This window comes from Streptomyces sp. NPDC058683 (assembly GCF_042716195.1).
Taxonomy (GTDB): domain Bacteria; phylum Actinomycetota; class Actinomycetes; order Streptomycetales; family Streptomycetaceae; genus Streptomyces.
This window is the reverse complement of record NZ_JBHXSK010000001.1, coordinates 12,600-28,140: the sequence shown is the minus strand read 5'-3', so window position 1 is coordinate 28,140 and position 15,541 is coordinate 12,600. Positions and strand designations below refer to the sequence as shown.

Here is a 15,541-nt window from a genome sequence, read left to right as displayed (position 1 = left end):
GGATGGGAACCCTCAACGGTTTACGCCCACCTCGACCGCCTGGAAATGGAGATAGCAAAGCCCGCCGACATCCCAGTTCTTCGGGTGTCGTCCGGGAACATTCGCAGTGACGCACTGAATCCCGATCACCGATTCGCCTCCATGCCCCTGCATATCCTGAACAAGGACGGGCGGCCCGGAATGACTCGCAGGCAGTGCACCGGCGAATATAAAGTAAAGCCGATCAAGCAGAAGGTCCGCGAGCTGCTCGGACACCCCTATCCTTCACGCATTCCCAAGGGAGTGTTCGTCGAGCAGTGGGTGGGAATCTCAACTGACGAGTTCCACCGGGCCAAGGACGCCGACGTGAAGTACATGCGCAACCGGCATCCCCTCCTGGACCTTAATTGGAGCCGAGCGGACTGCATTCGTTACCTGACCTCGCTCGGGCTGGCCGATACTCCGAAATCGAGTTGTCTGGGATGCCCGTTCCACGGAAATGCGCAGTGGAGGCATATCAGGGACACCTCTCCGTCCGAGTGGGCGGATGTCGTCGAATTCGACGCGGCGATCCGGCAGGGTAATGCCCGCGCCAACGCTGCGGGCAGCCGGCTGCTCGGCGAGGCATTCCTGCATCGCTCCCGCGTCCCACTGAGCCAGGCTCCGATCGACCATGTCACCGCCGCCGAACGGGCAGCCGTGCCCCTCGGTGCGGACGAAGCCGACGAGCTGGAGAACGGCGTCGCGGACAGTTGCTCGCCCTGGGCGTGCCGCGGAGATGCCGACGCGCTGGCGCAGGACGACTTCGGGCTGGCCACGTGATACTCGACCTCTTCGCGGGGCCGGGCGGCTGGAGCAGGGCACTGGGTGTCCTCGGTGTGGGCGACGTCGGTCTGGAATGGGACGAGTGGGCCTGCAAAACCCGTGTCGCCGCTGGGCAGTTGACCATCCGCACAGACGTGGCGAGGTATCCGACGTGGCCGTTCGTCGGCCGCACACGCGGCGTGATCGCTTCCCCGCCGTGCCAGGCGTGGAGCATGGCCGGCAAGCGCCTCGGTCTACTCGACCAGCCTCTGGTGAATGCGGCGGTCGAGGACCTGGCCGCCGGACGTGACATCCGCGAGAGCCTTCTCGCCTCCTGCCGAGACGAGCGCTCCCTCCTCGCCGCCGAGCCGATGCGCTACCTGCACGCCCTGAACTCGGTCGGCGAGCCCGAGTGGGTCGCCATGGAGGAGGTGCCAGACGTCCTGCCGCTGTGGAAGCAGTACGCGGCCGTCCTGCGCGGCTGGGGGTTCTCCGTCTGGTACGGGATTCTCAACGCCGCCGACTTCGGCGTTCCTCAGACCAGGAGGCGGGCGATCCTGCTCGCCTCCCGGGTCCGTACGGCGCAGCCTCCCACGCCCACGCACTCCCAAGTCGCCGAGCCGGAGTCGCTGTTCGGGCCGGGCCGCGCCCGCTGGGTCAGCATGGCCGAGGCCCTGGGGTGGGGCGCGACCGACCGACCTGTTCCCACTGTCTGCGCCGGCGGCGGGCCCGGCGGCGGACCCGAACCGTTCCCGTCGGGCTCCCGCAAGACACTGTCCGACGCCCGGGAGCGCGGCACCTGGATACCCCGGCCGGACGGAGCGCCCCTGCGGTCCCGTCGTGAAAGCGCTGGACAGACCGCCCGGCACGGCACACCCGAGAACCGGGCCGCCGATCTTCCCACACCCACGTTCACCGCCGAGGCTCACCGCTGGTCCTGGTCCCTGCGCAGCAACAACCAGGCCAACGCCACCGTCCGTCCGCTGTCCGAGCCGGCAGGCACACTGTTCTTCGGACACCGGGCCAACGAGTGCACCTGGGTCGCCGAACCCACCTCGCCTCCGACCAAGGACACGGACGCGCCGGCGGTGCCGGAGCCGATACGGATCACCGCCCGCGAGGCCGGCCTCCTGCAGACCTTCCCTGCCGACTACCCCTGGGCTGGCAACAAGGGCCAGCAGTTCTCGCAGATCGGCAACGCCGTGCCCCCGTTGCTCGCCGGCCACCTCCTCGCCCCGCACCTCGGCGTCGCCCTCGACCCCGACGACTTCACTCTCGCCGCCTGATGTCCCACGCCCCCGAACCCGACGAAGACGACTTCTACACCAGCGCACCCCGGCAGCCGGTGTTCCACGTCGAGCAGGCCCTCCTCGGAGCCCTCCTCCTCGATCCGCACCGTCTCCGCGACCTGGCCGGCATCGCCGCCGACTCCTTCTCCACCGCCGCGCACGCCGCCCTGTTCGCCGCGATCAGCACTCTGCCGCCGCCCGACCCGGACGAGCACGCGAAGAACACCACATGGCTCGACCGCGTGCTCGCCACGGCACGCAAGCAGGCACGCGGACTGACCGCCTCAGACCTGCACGCCCTCATCCAGGTCTGCCCCTGGCCCCGCCACGCACCGGCCTACGCCCGGATGGTCGAGACCGAACACGCCCGCCGCCGCCTGCAGACAGCCGCACAACGCCTCGTCCAGACCGTCCACGACGCCTCCCTCCCGCACCCCGTCCAGACAGTGCTCGCCGAGGCCGACGCGCTCGCCGCGGTCGTGGACGACATCGCAACCCGCTTCCCGCCGCGCGCCGGCGTGCTGCCCCGCACCACGGCACCACCGCCGACCGCCGCGCCCGACCACACAGAAGCGGTCGAGGAGGAGCAGCTGCTGCTCGCGACCGCCACCGCCTACCCCGCCGACATCGAGTCTGTCCGGTGGCTGCTCCCCGACGACTTCGCCCTGCCCTTGCACGCCAGTCTGTGGCAGTGCCTGACCACCCTGGCCGGCCGCGGCGAGCCCGTCGACCCCGTCACGGTCCTGTGGGAGGCCCAGCAGCGCGGCCTGCTCGGCGACGGAAGTGATCCTGGCGAGGTGCTCCGCATGCTGGCCGAACCGGCTGGATCCGTGGAGCACTGGGGCGAGCGCGCCCTTCAGCGTTCCCTCCTTGCCACCGCCGAGTACACCTGCCGGCACATCGAGGCATACGCCGGCGACCCGGCGAACACCCCGTTCCAACTCGTCGTCGGCGCCCGCCGCTCCCTCGCCGACATCGGCGCCGTCCGCACCCGCTGGCAGCACGCCACCGGAACGCTCCCGACGCCGCGACCCCGACCGCGACCGGAGCCCACCACCCGTGCCCGCCCGCCGACCACGGCGGCCGCGCACTCCGCCCGCACCGCGCGAGCAACCCGATAGCACCCCGCATACGCCGGTGGCCGGACCCGAAGGCCCGGCCACCGGCAGAAGAGACGACACCCCACGTGACCTCCAGCATCGACGCCCACGTCCGCCTCGACACCCACCCCACCCATCCCAGCGCCGTGACCGCCGTCCTGACCGGCACCCAGGCCCACATCGCCCACCTGGGCCTGGAAGCAGCCAACTGGACCGTCATCGCCGACAACACCCTGGTCCTGGCCCGCATCGACCACGAGGAGTCTCAATGACCGAGTCAAGCGGATGAGGTGTCGTCCGTGGGTGAAGCTGGCGCCCGCGCCGTTGGCGACACTCTGCCATTCACCATGATCGGCGAATCGGTGGGCCGTCCTTCGGCAAGGACGCCAGCAGCCCCGGCAGCCCAGTCGGCCGCACCACATCCAAGGTCGTGACCAGTTCCGCCACGGTCCACCAGCGGTGCCCTGCAATCGCGGTCTAGACCCTGGTCATGCCAGCCCGGCGGCGGGACCAACGACCTCACGTCTCGTCGTTGAGCAGCGAATACATGAACATGTCCCGGCGTTCGTTCCCGATCTTCTGCCACCCCCGCAGCAGTCCCTCGCGTTGGAACCCCGCACGCTCGGCAGTGCGCACGGAGGCTGTATTCCACGGCTCCACCCACAGTTCGAGCCGGGAAATCCGCAGATCCCGCAGGGCCCAGCCGACCACGGCGTTGACAGCAGCCACGGCGGCTCCCTGACCACGCGCCGACTTGACAACCCAGTAGCCCAGCGACGCACGGCCCTGTTCCAGATCCCTCAGCCACAGCCCCACCTGGCCGACGGGCAGACCGGCAGATGTCACGATGACGAACGTATACCCAGCCCTCGTGGTCGCCCGGCCCCACTGCCGTTCGATGAACGCGACGCCTGCCGGCTCGGAATACGGCGAGGGCACCGTCGTGATCAACGGAATGTAGTCGTCCTCCGACGCCTCACGGACCAGCGGAAGGTCAGAAGAACGCCACGGCCGCAGCACGAATCCCGCGTCAGCAGCGAGTTCAGGCACTTCAAGGGGTTGCTCCATCCGCCCATCCTGCCGCGGTCCGAGTCCGGCCCGCCCCCGGGTTTCGAGCACCGCCGGTCCTCGTCACTCCGTTTCAGCGCCAGGCATGGCAACGAAGCACGATCCTGCTCCCGGTGCCGTCATTTCCCGTCAACATCCGCCGAGCCGCTGATCACCAACTGCTGCTGAAACCGATCGACAAACGCTGCCGATGACAGTGAACGAAGCCACTGCCGACTGAGTTCGGGCCTCACCACAGGGACGGGCGCACTATCGTCGCGTACATGAGGGTCCGTCACAACGTTCGCGCGGTCCTGCTGGAAGACAATCAACTGGTGTTCCTGCGCCGGAGATGGCCAGGCTGCCTGCCCTATTACACGACGGTCGGTGGCGGCGTTGAACCCTACGATGCCGACCTTGAAGCAGCCCTGCGCCGCGAAGTCATGGAAGAACTCGGCGCCACGATCGGCCCTGCCACCGAGTTCCTCACCTTGACCGAGCCGGGCGGCAAGGTCACCGTCGTGCGGCACTACTTCCGCGCCGAAGTACTGGACATGGATCTCAACCGTCGTGGTGGTCCCGAGCCGGACGACGCCGATACCGGAGACTTCTCGCCGGTCCGGGTCGCACTGGACGCATCAGCCGTGGCAGCGCTCGAACTCGAACCGTCCGAACTCGTCGGCTACCTGTGCAAGCATGCCAAGACGTGGGGAGCCTGAAAGGCAGTGATGCTCGGCGGCGCCCGCGGAGGGGTACCGTTCCATCCGCGCCACTGCCTCCAGTCGGCCGATCACCCAAGGCACGGTCGGAGCATCGGGCTTGGCGGCGAGGGGATGTTCGCCGTCGGGGTCACTCCGTCTGTGCCGCTGGCGGTGCGAGGGTGAACACGCGGTCGTCGCGCAGAAGCGCCCACAGCACACTGACTCGCCGGCGGGCCAGGGCGATCACGGCCTGGACGTGTCTGCACCCCTCGGAGCGCTTCTTGAGATAGAAGTCCCTGCTGGGTCCCTCGCGGATCATGCTGGTCTGCGCGGACATGTAGAACACCCGGCGCAAGCGGCGGTTGTACCGTTTGGGACGGTGCAGGTTCCCGGTCCGTCGCCCGGAATCACGCGGGACGGGGACGAGCCCGGCCGCGGAGGCGAGGTGGCCTGCGTCGGCGTAGGCCGCAAGGTCACCAGCCGCCACAACGAACTCGGCTCCGAGTATCGGTCCCATACCTGGCAGGGACTCGATGATCGCCGCCTGAGGATGGAGGCGGAAGGTGTCACAGATCTGCTTCTCGACCCGCTTGAGCCGATCGTCCAGGGCCAGAATCTGCACCGCCAGGTCGGCGACGAGCTGGGCAGCAACCTCCTCGCCGGGCAGCACGGTCTGCTGAGATCGGGCTGCTTCCAACGCGGCGGCCGCGACCGCATCGGCGCCACGCACCGCCCGGTTGGCGAGCCACGCCGTCAGCCGGGCACGGCCACGGCGCCTGATCACTGAGGCAGTCTGATGGCTGGTCAGCAGGACCAGGGCGCCCTTGTGAGCGGAGTAGTCGAAAGCCCGTTCCAGTGCCGGGAAGGTGCCGGTGAGTACGTCGCGGAGCCGGTTGACCATCCGCACTCGGTCGGCGATCAGGTCGGAGCGGTGGGCGGTCAGCAGGGCAAGGTCCGCGGCCAGCTGGGCGGGCACGTCGATAATGGTGAAGTCGCGGCGGTGGCGCGCTGTTTCGGCGATGACGTAGGCGTCGCGGGCATCGGTCTTAGCTTCGCCCCGGTAGGCGCCGGCCATACGATTGACCTTGCGGCCGGGCACGTAGACGGCCTGCTGGCCATGCGCGGCCAGAAGGGCGAGCAACAGCGCCGACGAGGTGCCTGAGATATCCACGGCCCAGTGGACATCGTCGGCCAGTTCCAGGATCTCGCCGAGCGCGGTCAGGATCGCCGTCTCATCGTTTTCGATCTTCTTGGACCACAAGGTCGCCCCGGACTCATCGACGACGGCGGCCCAATGGTGGCTCTTGCCCGCATCGACACCGGCCCAGACATGGCCATCATGCTTGCTCACTTGACCCTCCTCGCCTCGCACAGCGTGCTGTCAGCCCAGGAGCACCCCGCCGTCATCTCCGTAAGTTGCGACCGCATCAGACGCGCATATCTCAATCAGCAGCCAGGGCACCCCAGAGAGCCGGACGGCCACTCCTCGGTAGCCACCGATGGCAAGTCGTACTCAGCCACATCCGGCCCTCCCGGGCCACCTACCAACTTACGGAGCCGGACGACCACTCCTCGCCAGCCACAGTCGGCAAGCCCTACTCAGCCACATCCGACCCTGCCGGGCCGCCTATCAACTTACGGAGCCCTACTGGGCCTCCGACGCAGCAAAGCACCTGATCGCCGAAGGCATCACCGTCGAGATCACCCCTCAGCTCCAGGAAGCCATCAACGAGGAATGGACCTGGGCGAACTATCCGATGCCATGGTGCACCCGCAGCGAAATCCGCGAGGTCTCCAATCAGGCGCAGAAGATCCACGACGACATCCGCGACGGCCAGCTCCTCATCCACGCCCACGCCCACGATGGCCACACCACCGTCGCCGTCGGCACATACCTCCATCGAGGCGGCAAGTCCGTCTATCTCCACGGCGAGGACCACCTGCGCCAGGTCGCGGACACCTTCGACTCACCCGCGGAGGCTCTGATGGCCTTCGAGAAGGTCCACGCGGCCGAGATGCGCCCCGGCTCGGCGCCCCTGACCGACACCGAACGCGCCGCCATCGAAGCGCGCTCCGTCTTCGACGTCACCACGGCCAAGTCTGGACCTTCCCGCCCGGAGCCGGAGATTGTCCCCGTCTACCTGGCCGATGCCGGCGACCACGACGCGCTCCTCGACACCTTCCTCGACGCGCACGGCGAGTTCGAGAAGTGGCGGACCTTCCCTATTGAATCGGCGTGTTGAAGCCGATCTGACAGGGTGGCGTCATGAGCAAGTGGCGTGTGTTTTGGGTCCCCAAGACGGTGCCGATCGTGCCCCCGCGCGTACCCGTGCTGGTGGGGTGGGGAGATCTGGCGGAGCGCGAAGAGTCTGCCGGGATCCGACCTGGTGATCCGATTCTGTTGGCACCGGACTATCGCATCGACGAGTTCCTGAGCCTGTACACGCGCAGTAGTCCGTTCCGGAGCTACACGAAGGAGACGAAGCGGAACTACATCACGGACGTCTGCCTGTTCCTCAACTTTCTGTGGCTACGTGGGAAAGTCTGGACGCAGGCGGTTGAGTCGGATGTGGATGACTTCCAGTTCTGGCGCCAGACGTCGCCGGACAACCCTGTCCAGGTGGGCGGGAACAAGTGGAATCGTGAATTAGCCGCGCTGATGAGCCTGTGGGCTTGATCTGCTTTGACGGACATCCGAGATCAGGGGTTCAGCCCCGGGAGGATGTCCATCATGGAGAGCATGGGGAAGAAGAAGCCTCGCCGCCCTCGCCGCTCGTTCACACCGGAGTTCAAGGCCGAGATCGTCGAGCTGTGTCGGCGCGGTGACCGCTCGGTCGGTCAGATCGCCACGGACTTCGATCTGACCGAGACCGCGGTGCGCGACTGGGTGAAGCAGGCCGAGGTCGATTCAGGCGAGCGCGACGGGCTGACCAGCAGCGAACGGGAGGAGTTGGCCGCGCTGCGGCGGGAGAACCGCCGGTTGCGCGAGGATGTCGACATCCTCAAGCGGGCCACGGCTTTCTTCTCGAAGGAGACCCGGTGACGGTGCACCCGTTCATCGAGGCGGAGAAGCAGAGCGGCCACAACGTCAGACGGGCGTGTGAGCTGCTGAAGGTCTCCAGAACCGCCTTCTACGTCCGCCGCGCCGGCAAGCCCGGCCCCCGGGCCGTCCGTGACGCTGAGCTGACCGAGCAGATCACCGAGGTCCATGCAAGATCGCGCGGAACTTACGGAGCCCCTCGCGTCCATGCCGTGCTCAAGCGGGAAGGTGCCGGATGCGGGCGTCGCCGTGTCGCACGGCTGATGCGGGCCGCCGGGCTGCAAGGCCGGCATCACCGACGACGGCACCTGACCACGATCCCCGATCCCCGAGCCGCATCCAGGCCCGATCTCATCGTCCGGGACTTCCAGCCCGACCCCGCCGGGCTCGACGCCCGCTGGTGCGGTGACATCACCTACATTCCGACCGAGGAGGGCTGGCTCTACCTGGCCACCGTCATCGACATTGCGTCGCGGCGCGTGGTCGGCTGGGCGACCGCCGATCACCTGCGGACCGAGCTGGTCGCCGATGCCCTCAAGACCGCCTGCCGGCAGCGTCGCCCAGCACGTCCCGTGATCTTCCATTCGGATCGCGGCTGCCAGGGCGGATTCAACCAGTCGTCGCAACACCTCATATGCATGGGGGTGTTGGATGGTGCGTCGTCAGCAGGCAGCGGATCGGGCGGTGCGTCCGAAGCTGAGGTCTCCGGGGCATCCGAAGTATCAGCGTCATGTCGAGGAGGCGTTCTGGGCGGAGATCGCCAGGGGCCTTCTCGCCGAGGAGGCCGCCGCCGTCATCGGCGTGGCGCCGGCGGTCGCGGCGCGTTGGTTCCGAGAGTCTGGCGGCATGCGGCCGTTCGATTCGAAGCCACCCTCGGGCAGGTACTTGTCGTTCTCCGAGCGAGAGGAGATCGCGTTGCTGCGGGCCCGGGGCAAGGGCGTGCGCGAGATCGCCCGGGACGTCGGTCGTGATCCGGGCACGATCTCCCGCGAGCTGCGGCGCAACGCAGCCACACGAAGTGGGAAGCTCGATTACCGGGCTTCGGTGGCGCAGTGGAAGGCCGATATGGCGGCCCGGCGTCCGAAGACAGCGAAGCTGGCCGCCAGTCCGAGGTTGCACGCCTACGTCCAGGAGAGGCTGTCCGGCCAGGTCACCACGGCTGGCGGCATACCGGTGGCGGGACCGGTGACGGGCTCCTGGACAGGGCGGAACAAGCCGCATCGCAAGGACCGTTCGTGGGTCCAGGGATGGAGTCCGGAACAGATCGCGAACCGGATCAAGCGTGATTTCCCCGATGATGAGTCCATGCGCATCAGCCACGAGGCGATCTACCAGGCCCTCTACATTCAGGGCCGCGGGGCGCTGAAGCGCGAGCTCATCCTGTGTCTTCGGACTGGTCGCGCTCTGCGTGCGCCGCGGGCGCGTTCAGGGCGGAGGACCTGGGCGCACGTCACGCCGGAAGCGTTGATCAGCGAGAGGCCCGCTGAAGCTGAGGACCGCGCCGTCCCCGGCCACTGGGAGGGGGATTTGATCATCGGGCTGGAGCGTTCCGCGATCGGCACCGTGGTTGAGCGGTCGACCCGGTTCACGATGCTGGTCCATCTGCCCCGCGAAGAGGGATACGGCACGGTCCCCCGGACGAAGAACGGTCCCGCACTGGCCGGCTACGGGGCGGTCTCCATGAAGAGGGCGCTCGCCAACACAATGTCGACGCTCCCCGAGCAGCTGACACGGTCGCTGACATGGGACCGCGGCAAGGAAATGTCGGCGCACACGCAGTTCAGGGTGGAGACCGGCATCCCCGTGTTCTTCGCCGATCCGCACAGCCCTTGGCAGCGAGGCACGAACGAAAACACCAACGGACTCCTGCGTCAGTACTTCCCGAAGGGCACTGACCTCTCGCGCTGGTCCGCCGAAGAAATCGAAGCCGTCGCTCACACACTGAACACCAGACCCCGCAAGACACTCGCCTGGAGGACCCCGGCCGAGGCATTCAACGAGCAGCTACTCTTGCTCCAAACCGGTGTTGCAACGACCGGTTGAATCCAAGCAGTACACCAGTCAGCAATTCGCTTCCCTGGCCGACGAGTTCGGCGTTCGGCTGTCGGTCGGCCGCACCGGGCAGTGCTGGGACAACGCGCTCGCCGAGTCGTTCTTTGCCACCATCAAGCGCGAGTTGCTCGACACCGCCACCTGGCCCAGCCGGGCCGTCGCTCGCACCGCGATCTTCGATTTCGTCGAGGGCTGGTACAACTTGCATCGTCTGCACAGCAGCCTCGGCTACCGCAGCCCTGCCGAGTACGAGGCCGCACTCGCAGCCTGACCACCACACCAATGGTGTCCGTCAAAGCGGAACAAGCTCACGCGGCCGGTACGACGGTGTGCGGGACATGCGCCTGGTCACCGGGGTGAACCGGGGGCCGAAGCCGACGGTGTACTGGTGCGACCGCCAGGGCGTTATGGGCCGCATTGCGCTGACGGAGGCTGACGCGGACGAGCGGATGACGTGGTTCACCGAAGGTCCGGGAGGGCCGGAGCCGTTGTGGCTGTGGCTGAACGAGATGGGCCTGCCGTTCCAGCCGCATTCGTGGAACAACGTTTTCACGGCGGCGAACCTGCGGTGCCGGGCGGTGCTGGATTCGGAGCCGGAGCGTCGGCTGGACCCGTACCGGAGCCTGGCACCGTATGCGACTCCGCATTCCTGCCGGCACAGTTTCGCCCTCTACATGCTGGTGATCCTGCACCATCTGATGGACCAGCGGTTCGGCCTGACCCCGGAGGAGCGGCGGGACTACCGGCTGCTGTACGGGGATCCGTGGCGGATGGTGCAGGACCTGCTGGGCCATGCGTCCCTGGAGACGACCCGCGAGCGGTATCTGGCCCCGGTCGCCGACCTTCAGCTGCGATCGCTGCTGGCCACCGCGCCCTCATCCCGCGAGGGTGAGCGGCCAGCGCGGCAGTTGGATGAGGTGTTCGCGCGCCTGGCGCGTGAAGCCGAGGGCATCCAGGATATCGACACCAAACTGCAGGTCACGTCGGGGGCGGCGGTATGAGTCGGCGCGGGCATGCGGCACCTCTGCCGACAACATCCGTGCGCAGACAGCCGGTTCTGGTCGGTGACGGGCTCATCGTCGAGCACCGCGACGGGACCGGGGCCGGGGCCGTCGCGGTCTACGACTTCCGTGGTCTGCCGGTCGAGGACGCCCTGCGCGGGTCGCTGGCCCGGCTGTTCGCCTCCCGGTGTGTACCGAGCCGGTGGACTTCCCACCTCAGCAGCAGGCATTTCTGGGTTCACCTCCAGGCGTTCACCGCGTACCTGGCCGCGAGGGACACACCGGTTGCCGACATCACCCAGCTGGCAGCGGGGGTGTGGAGTCAGTGGAAGCTCAGCCGGCCAAACACCATGTCCGGCTACCGGCAGATCGTCACCGTGCGGGGGCTGCTGCTGGACGATCCGCGGCTGTCCGCGGCGGCACGTGAAGCTATCTCCCAACGCGTTCTGACGCCCAAGGCGAAGGAAGTTTCCTTCCAGGGCGCCGAGTTCGACGCGATCGTCTCGACGGCGCGGCGGATGTTCCGTACTGCGCATCTGCGGATCACGGAGAACGCCCGCCACCTTGCCCAATGGCAGTCGGGGGCGTTCGCTCGCGACAGCGAGGCGTGGCTACTGGGCGAGGCGCTGGACTGTCTGGCCCGTACCGGCGAGGCACCCCATGACACCAGGGTTCGTCAGCGCGGCAGGGTGCTCGCCCGCTATGTCAGGGTGCTGGGCGGGGAGGGGCCCGAGCACACGTGGCAGCGGCTGTTTTTGACCCGGATGGAGACGGTCGCGCTGGGGGTGTTGCTGCTGGCCGAGCACGGCTGGAACCTGTCGGTGATCAACCGTCTGAAGGTGCCGCAAGCAGCTCCGGACGCGGGCAGCGACGGCACGCGGATCTACCGGGTCGAGCTGGAGAAGCACAAGCGCGGCGCCGGACGGTACTTCGAGACCCGCAACCTCACCGACGACGGGGCCGCCGCGCCAGGGCGGCTCATCACGCAGGCACTGGAGGCCACCGTGTTCGCCCGCAGAGCCGTCCACACGCTGAGCCCCGGCACGGACCGCTTGTTGATCTGGCGCTCCGGCAGGGCCCCGCTGAACGGCTACCCGCAGGACGAGGCGAGCAAGAAGTCGGGCGCTGGGGTGTTCGGATTCGGTATCACCGGCTGCACGGCCCAGAGGTGGGCGACCCAACAGGGCTTCCCCTCCTCGCCGTTCCGCAGAGGGCGGCGGACGGTGAACACACTGCACCGGCGCGAGCTAGGACAGAACAGCCAGGCCACCCACGACCGCGTCTACGCCCTGACCGACCCCCAGGTCCGCCAGGCCGCGATCCCTGTCATCGCCGAGGCGGCCGAGGCCGTCGTGGCCAAGGCCCGAGAAGCAATGTTCGCCGCCGAATTACGCCAGAGAGCTGATCCCGCCGACCGGCCCACGGCCACCGCCGACTGCCATGACTACGACAACAGCCCCTATCCCGGCCCCGACGGAGGCTGCGGGGCCTCGTTTCTGATGTGTCTGGGCTGTGCCAACGCCCGAGTCCACCCCGCCCATCACAGCCGCCTGGCGCATCTCCACCATGCACTGGAAAACCTGCGCACTGTCATGGACGCGGGCCAGTGGCAGGCCGGCTGGGGAGATGCGCACGCCCGCCTCGAACACCTCAAGGGCCGGCTCGGCGCCGCGGTGTGGACCAGTGCCCTGACTCAGGTCACCGACACCGACCGTGAACTCATCGCCCTTCTGCTCAACGGAGACCTCGACCAGTGACGGCCATCGCAGCCCCTGTCCTTGTCCTTCCCGGTCCGGACACCCCCGTCATTCCCGCCCACCGGATTGTCGACGGCTACACCGGCCCGGTCGCCCGCTAGGCGGCGCCGACCTGGCCGCTGATCCCGATGAACGCCAACCCGGGCGTCACGCACAGCACGATCCGATGGTCCGCGTTCCCCGACGCCTTCCGGGAGGAGATGCGGCTGGCGGCCTGGACCTTGGTCAACGGCGACCTGCCGTGGGCGTTCCTGCGCGAGCGCCATCCCACGTGGCGCTCGCGCCAGGCGCCCAAGGCGCTGTACCAGACGATCGGGACCTGGGCCCGGCTGGCTGTGTGGCTCACCGACCGGGGCATCACCACGCTGGGCGACTGCACCACGCAGGTGCTGGGCGAGTACGGCCGTCACCTACGGGACAGCGGGACGGCCCGCATCACGGTGCACAGTGGGCTGTCGTCCCTGACCCGGCTGTGGGTCTTCGACCGGCTCAGCGGCCGGCCCAGCGGGATCGGCTGCCCTCCCTGGGAGACCGAAGGGGTGGACGACTACCTGCCGCCGGCGACGTCAGACGGCGAGAACGCAACCGAGGCGATCGCCGAGCAGACCATGGGCCCCCTGCTCATCTGGGCGATCCGCACGGTCGAGGATTTCAGCGACGACATCCTGGCTGCTTGGGCCGAACGGAACCGTCTGCGCGAGGCGGCCGCAGCCAACGCGTCCACACCCGCTTCGCGGGCCGCGCTCAGGGCCTTCATGGACCGGATCGACACCGACCGGCGGCCCATCCCGAGCACGGATTGGCTCGGCAGAACCACGCCCGCGGGCGCCTACATCGCCGCGTTCACCGGCGCCTCGCTCACCCAGGTCTACAACGCCTCCCGTGATCGAGGACGGCGCCAGGCCGCCCTGCAACGGCCCGGTCCCTGCCCGCTCGATGTCCCGGTCACCGGCCTGCTCGACGACACTGCCTGGCGAGAGGCCATCGACTACACCGAAGCAGCCTTCCTGATGCGCCAGTTGGGCACGGCCTGCTTCATCGTCATCGCCTACCTGACCGGGATGCGCCCCGGCGAGGCGGCCGGACTGCGCAGCGGCTGCTGCCCCGACCCGGAACCGGACAACACGGGGCTGTACAGACGCCACCTGATCACGAGCACCGTGTACAAGACCGCCCGGGACGCGGACGGCAACCACCGCTCGGAGGGTGAACTCCGTGATGTTCCCTGGGTAGCCATCGCCCCCGTCGTGAACGCCATCCGCGTCCTGGAACGCATGGTTCCCGACGGTGAGCTGCTGTTCGACCACCACGCCCACGACCTGCGCGGCACCCGGACCGGCACCGGCTCCCTCACCATCCACACGCTGGGAATCCGGGTGGAGGACTTCGTCACCTGGGCCAACAAGGAGGCGGCTGCCCGCGGGCTGGTTCATGAGGTCATCCCGCCGGATCCGCACGGCAAAATCGGTACTGAGCGGTTCCGCAGAAGTCTGGCCTGGCACATCGCCCGTCGACCCGGCGGGCTGGTCGCTCTCGCGATTCAGTACGGCCATCTGCGAACTTCCGTATCAGCCGGCTACGCCGCGCGCAGCCGGGACGGCATCCACGACCTCCTCGACGTCGAGACAGCTCGCGCCACCATCGACACCGTCGCCGACCTGAACGCCGCTCTCGAGGACGGCATCGGGATCTCCGGGCCCGCTGCCCGCCGGGCCATCAAGGCCGCCGTCACCGCGGCCCAGTACACCGGCAACGTCATCACCGCCCGGCAGGCCCGACAGATCTGCGCCAACCCTGAACTGGCCGTCTACGACAACCCCCACACGCTGCTGATGTGCGTCTACAAGCGCGACAAGGCCCTGTGCCACCGCGGCATCAAGGCCACCCCCAGTCTCGACCACTGTGTTCCCACGTGCGCGAACATCGCCCGCACCGATCAGCATGCCGTCGGCCTCCGGCGCCGCGCCACCGTGCTCGATCAGCGGGCAGCCCACGTCCCCGGCCCGCTCGGCGAGCGGCTGCACGGCAACGCCGAACGCCTGCGCAACCTCGCCGACGCCCACCACCGCAGCCGCATCATCACCCTCCAGGACGGAACCGCGTGACCCCCGCACCCGACGAACGCGACTGTATCCGCGCGGCCATGGGCCGGATCCTGCAAGGGACTCCACAGCGCTCCAATGGCGCGTGGACGATCGTCGCCCTGGCCGAGGAAGCCGGCGTACCCCGCAACGCACTGACCCAGCGCCACCCCGACCTCAAAAACGACTTCTACGCGCAGGTCAGGGCACGGGAACAAATGCCAGACTCCGAGATCCGTCTGCGCAAGCAGATCGTCAAACTGAAGGAACTCCGCCAGCAGGACGCCACGGAGCTGGCGCAACTGCGGACCGACGTCAACCACCTCGTCCGCGCCGTCAACCAACTCACCGCGCACAACCGGCAACTGCTCCACGCTCTGTCGCAGCCCGACTCCTCCGTCCGGGCGCTGCCAACCCAGCCGCACCCGAATCGGACGCCCTGAGTCGCTGCACGAGCTGCGTGGCTGTTAAGCGGTTTTCAGCGTCGCAGGTGGTGGAAGTGCCGCGTATCGCCAGGTCTCGGCGGCGGCCACCGCTGCCAGGACGGTGACTGCGCCTGCCAGGGCCGCGACAGCCCACGGTGCGGCCGCCGCAGGAGCCCACCCGAGCTGATGCGCCATACAGGCGGTGACCTGGGTAAGGGCAAACACGTAGACCAGGTCAAAGAAGAACTCGAAGGTGGTCACCCGG

General features: G+C 68.2%; 18 protein-coding genes. 15 read left to right on the top strand and 3 right to left on the bottom strand.

Annotation, left to right across the window (positions count from 1 at the left end):
- Positions 1-45: 45 nt before the first annotated feature.
- From ACFWXC_RS00160 to ACFWXC_RS00145, 4 genes are all read left to right on the top strand, one after another.
- Positions 46-801, top strand: a complete 756-nt coding sequence (locus ACFWXC_RS00160) for a hypothetical protein (RefSeq protein ID WP_384470493.1) — start codon at positions 46-48, stop codon at positions 799-801.
- A complete protein-coding gene (locus tag ACFWXC_RS00155) occupies positions 798-2,069 on the top strand; it encodes a DNA cytosine methyltransferase (RefSeq protein WP_384470490.1) in 1,272 nt (423 codons plus the stop codon). Before ACFWXC_RS00160 ends, ACFWXC_RS00155 begins: the two co-directional genes overlap by 4 nt.
- The gene (locus ACFWXC_RS00150; protein WP_384470487.1) at positions 2,069-3,193 is read left to right on the top strand and encodes a DnaB-like helicase N-terminal domain-containing protein; all 1,125 of its coding nucleotides are present in this window, start codon (positions 2,069-2,071) and stop codon (positions 3,191-3,193) included. The genes ACFWXC_RS00155 and ACFWXC_RS00150 overlap by 1 nt, the downstream gene beginning before the upstream one ends.
- Before the next feature lie 65 nt (positions 3,194-3,258).
- A complete protein-coding gene (locus ACFWXC_RS00145) occupies positions 3,259-3,444 on the top strand; it encodes a hypothetical protein (RefSeq protein WP_384471586.1) in 186 nt (61 codons plus the stop codon).
- Positions 3,445-3,691: 247 nt separating this feature from the next.
- On the opposite strand, the gene ACFWXC_RS00140 is transcribed toward ACFWXC_RS00145, so the two are convergent.
- Complete coding sequence (locus ACFWXC_RS00140; RefSeq protein ID WP_384470484.1) at positions 3,692-4,240, bottom strand: GNAT family N-acetyltransferase; 549 nt, start codon at positions 4,238-4,240, stop codon at positions 3,692-3,694.
- A 263-nt stretch (positions 4,241-4,503) separates the two neighbouring features.
- On the opposite strand from ACFWXC_RS00140, the gene ACFWXC_RS00135 reads away from it, so the two are divergent.
- Positions 4,504-4,938, top strand: a complete 435-nt coding sequence (locus tag ACFWXC_RS00135) for an NUDIX domain-containing protein (protein ID WP_384470481.1) — start codon at positions 4,504-4,506, stop codon at positions 4,936-4,938.
- Between the two features lie 130 nt (positions 4,939-5,068).
- Here the strand turns inward: ACFWXC_RS00135 and ACFWXC_RS00130 are convergent, their stop codons facing one another.
- Positions 5,069-6,271, bottom strand: a complete 1,203-nt coding sequence (locus ACFWXC_RS00130) for an IS110 family transposase (RefSeq protein WP_384470478.1) — start codon at positions 6,269-6,271, stop codon at positions 5,069-5,071.
- A gap of 148 nt (positions 6,272-6,419) precedes the next feature.
- Between ACFWXC_RS00130 and ACFWXC_RS00125 the strand changes: the two genes are divergently transcribed.
- The 10 genes from ACFWXC_RS00125 to ACFWXC_RS00080 all read left to right on the top strand — a co-directional run bounded on the left by ACFWXC_RS00125 (position 6,420) and on the right by ACFWXC_RS00080 (position 15,294).
- On the top strand, positions 6,420-7,163 hold the full coding sequence (locus ACFWXC_RS00125; RefSeq protein ID WP_384470475.1) for a hypothetical protein: 744 nt from the start codon (positions 6,420-6,422) through the stop codon (positions 7,161-7,163).
- A 23-nt stretch (positions 7,164-7,186) separates the two neighbouring features.
- Positions 7,187-7,597 (top strand): hypothetical protein, encoded by a 411-nt coding sequence (locus ACFWXC_RS00120; RefSeq protein WP_384470472.1) that lies wholly within the window; start codon positions 7,187-7,189, stop codon positions 7,595-7,597.
- Positions 7,598-7,651: 54 nt separating this feature from the next.
- A complete protein-coding gene (locus ACFWXC_RS00115) occupies positions 7,652-7,963 on the top strand; it encodes a transposase (protein WP_384470469.1) in 312 nt (103 codons plus the stop codon).
- Complete coding sequence (locus ACFWXC_RS00110; RefSeq protein ID WP_384470466.1) at positions 7,960-8,931, top strand: IS3 family transposase; 972 nt, start codon at positions 7,960-7,962, stop codon at positions 8,929-8,931. The genes ACFWXC_RS00115 and ACFWXC_RS00110 overlap by 4 nt, the downstream gene beginning before the upstream one ends.
- Complete coding sequence (locus tag ACFWXC_RS00105; protein WP_384470463.1) at positions 8,846-10,003, top strand: IS30 family transposase; 1,158 nt, start codon at positions 8,846-8,848, stop codon at positions 10,001-10,003. Before ACFWXC_RS00110 ends, ACFWXC_RS00105 begins: the two co-directional genes overlap by 86 nt.
- Positions 9,984-10,283, top strand: a complete 300-nt coding sequence (locus ACFWXC_RS00100; protein ID WP_384470460.1) for a transposase — start codon at positions 9,984-9,986, stop codon at positions 10,281-10,283. The genes ACFWXC_RS00105 and ACFWXC_RS00100 overlap by 20 nt, the downstream gene beginning before the upstream one ends.
- Before the next feature lie 67 nt (positions 10,284-10,350).
- Positions 10,351-11,013, top strand: a complete 663-nt coding sequence (locus ACFWXC_RS00095; RefSeq protein ID WP_384470457.1) for a hypothetical protein — start codon at positions 10,351-10,353, stop codon at positions 11,011-11,013.
- A gap of 38 nt (positions 11,014-11,051) precedes the next feature.
- On the top strand, positions 11,052-12,770 hold the full coding sequence (locus ACFWXC_RS00090) for a hypothetical protein (RefSeq protein ID WP_384470454.1): 1,719 nt from the start codon (positions 11,052-11,054) through the stop codon (positions 12,768-12,770).
- 128 nt (positions 12,771-12,898) lie between these two features.
- A complete protein-coding gene (locus ACFWXC_RS00085; RefSeq protein ID WP_384470451.1) occupies positions 12,899-14,875 on the top strand; it encodes an integrase in 1,977 nt (658 codons plus the stop codon).
- Positions 14,872-15,294 (top strand): hypothetical protein, encoded by a 423-nt coding sequence (locus tag ACFWXC_RS00080; protein WP_384470448.1) that lies wholly within the window; start codon positions 14,872-14,874, stop codon positions 15,292-15,294. The genes ACFWXC_RS00085 and ACFWXC_RS00080 overlap by 4 nt, the downstream gene beginning before the upstream one ends.
- Positions 15,295-15,318: 24 nt before the next feature.
- Here ACFWXC_RS00080 and ACFWXC_RS00075 read toward each other — a convergent pair whose 3' ends face one another.
- Positions 15,319-15,537 carry a hypothetical protein gene (locus ACFWXC_RS00075; protein WP_384470445.1) on the bottom strand — a complete coding sequence of 73 codons (219 nt, stop codon included), beginning with the start codon at positions 15,535-15,537 and terminating at the stop codon, positions 15,319-15,321.
- Positions 15,538-15,541: the final 4 nt, after the last annotated feature.

Excerpts from the sequence above, each read along its gene's own strand:
- ACFWXC_RS00115 (WP_384470469.1), top strand. The coding sequence starts at position 7,652 with ATGGAGAGCATGGGGAAGAAGAAGCCTCGCCGCCCTCGCCGCTCGTTC.
- ACFWXC_RS00120 (WP_384470472.1), top strand. The coding sequence starts at position 7,187 with ATGAGCAAGTGGCGTGTGTTTTGGGTCCCCAAGACGGTGCCGATCGTG.
- ACFWXC_RS00135 (WP_384470481.1), top strand. The coding sequence starts at position 4,504 with ATGAGGGTCCGTCACAACGTTCGCGCGGTCCTGCTGGAAGACAATCAA.
- ACFWXC_RS00085 (WP_384470451.1), top strand. The coding sequence starts at position 12,899 with ATGAACGCCAACCCGGGCGTCACGCACAGCACGATCCGATGGTCCGCG.
- ACFWXC_RS00160 (WP_384470493.1), top strand. The coding sequence starts at position 46 with ATGGAGATAGCAAAGCCCGCCGACATCCCAGTTCTTCGGGTGTCGTCC.
- ACFWXC_RS00095 (WP_384470457.1), top strand. The coding sequence starts at position 10,351 with ATGCGCCTGGTCACCGGGGTGAACCGGGGGCCGAAGCCGACGGTGTAC.
- ACFWXC_RS00125 (WP_384470475.1), top strand. The coding sequence starts at position 6,420 with ATGGCAAGTCGTACTCAGCCACATCCGGCCCTCCCGGGCCACCTACCA.
- ACFWXC_RS00140 (WP_384470484.1), bottom strand. The coding sequence starts at position 4,240 with ATGGAGCAACCCCTTGAAGTGCCTGAACTCGCTGCTGACGCGGGATTC.
- ACFWXC_RS00150 (WP_384470487.1), top strand. The coding sequence starts at position 2,069 with ATGTCCCACGCCCCCGAACCCGACGAAGACGACTTCTACACCAGCGCA.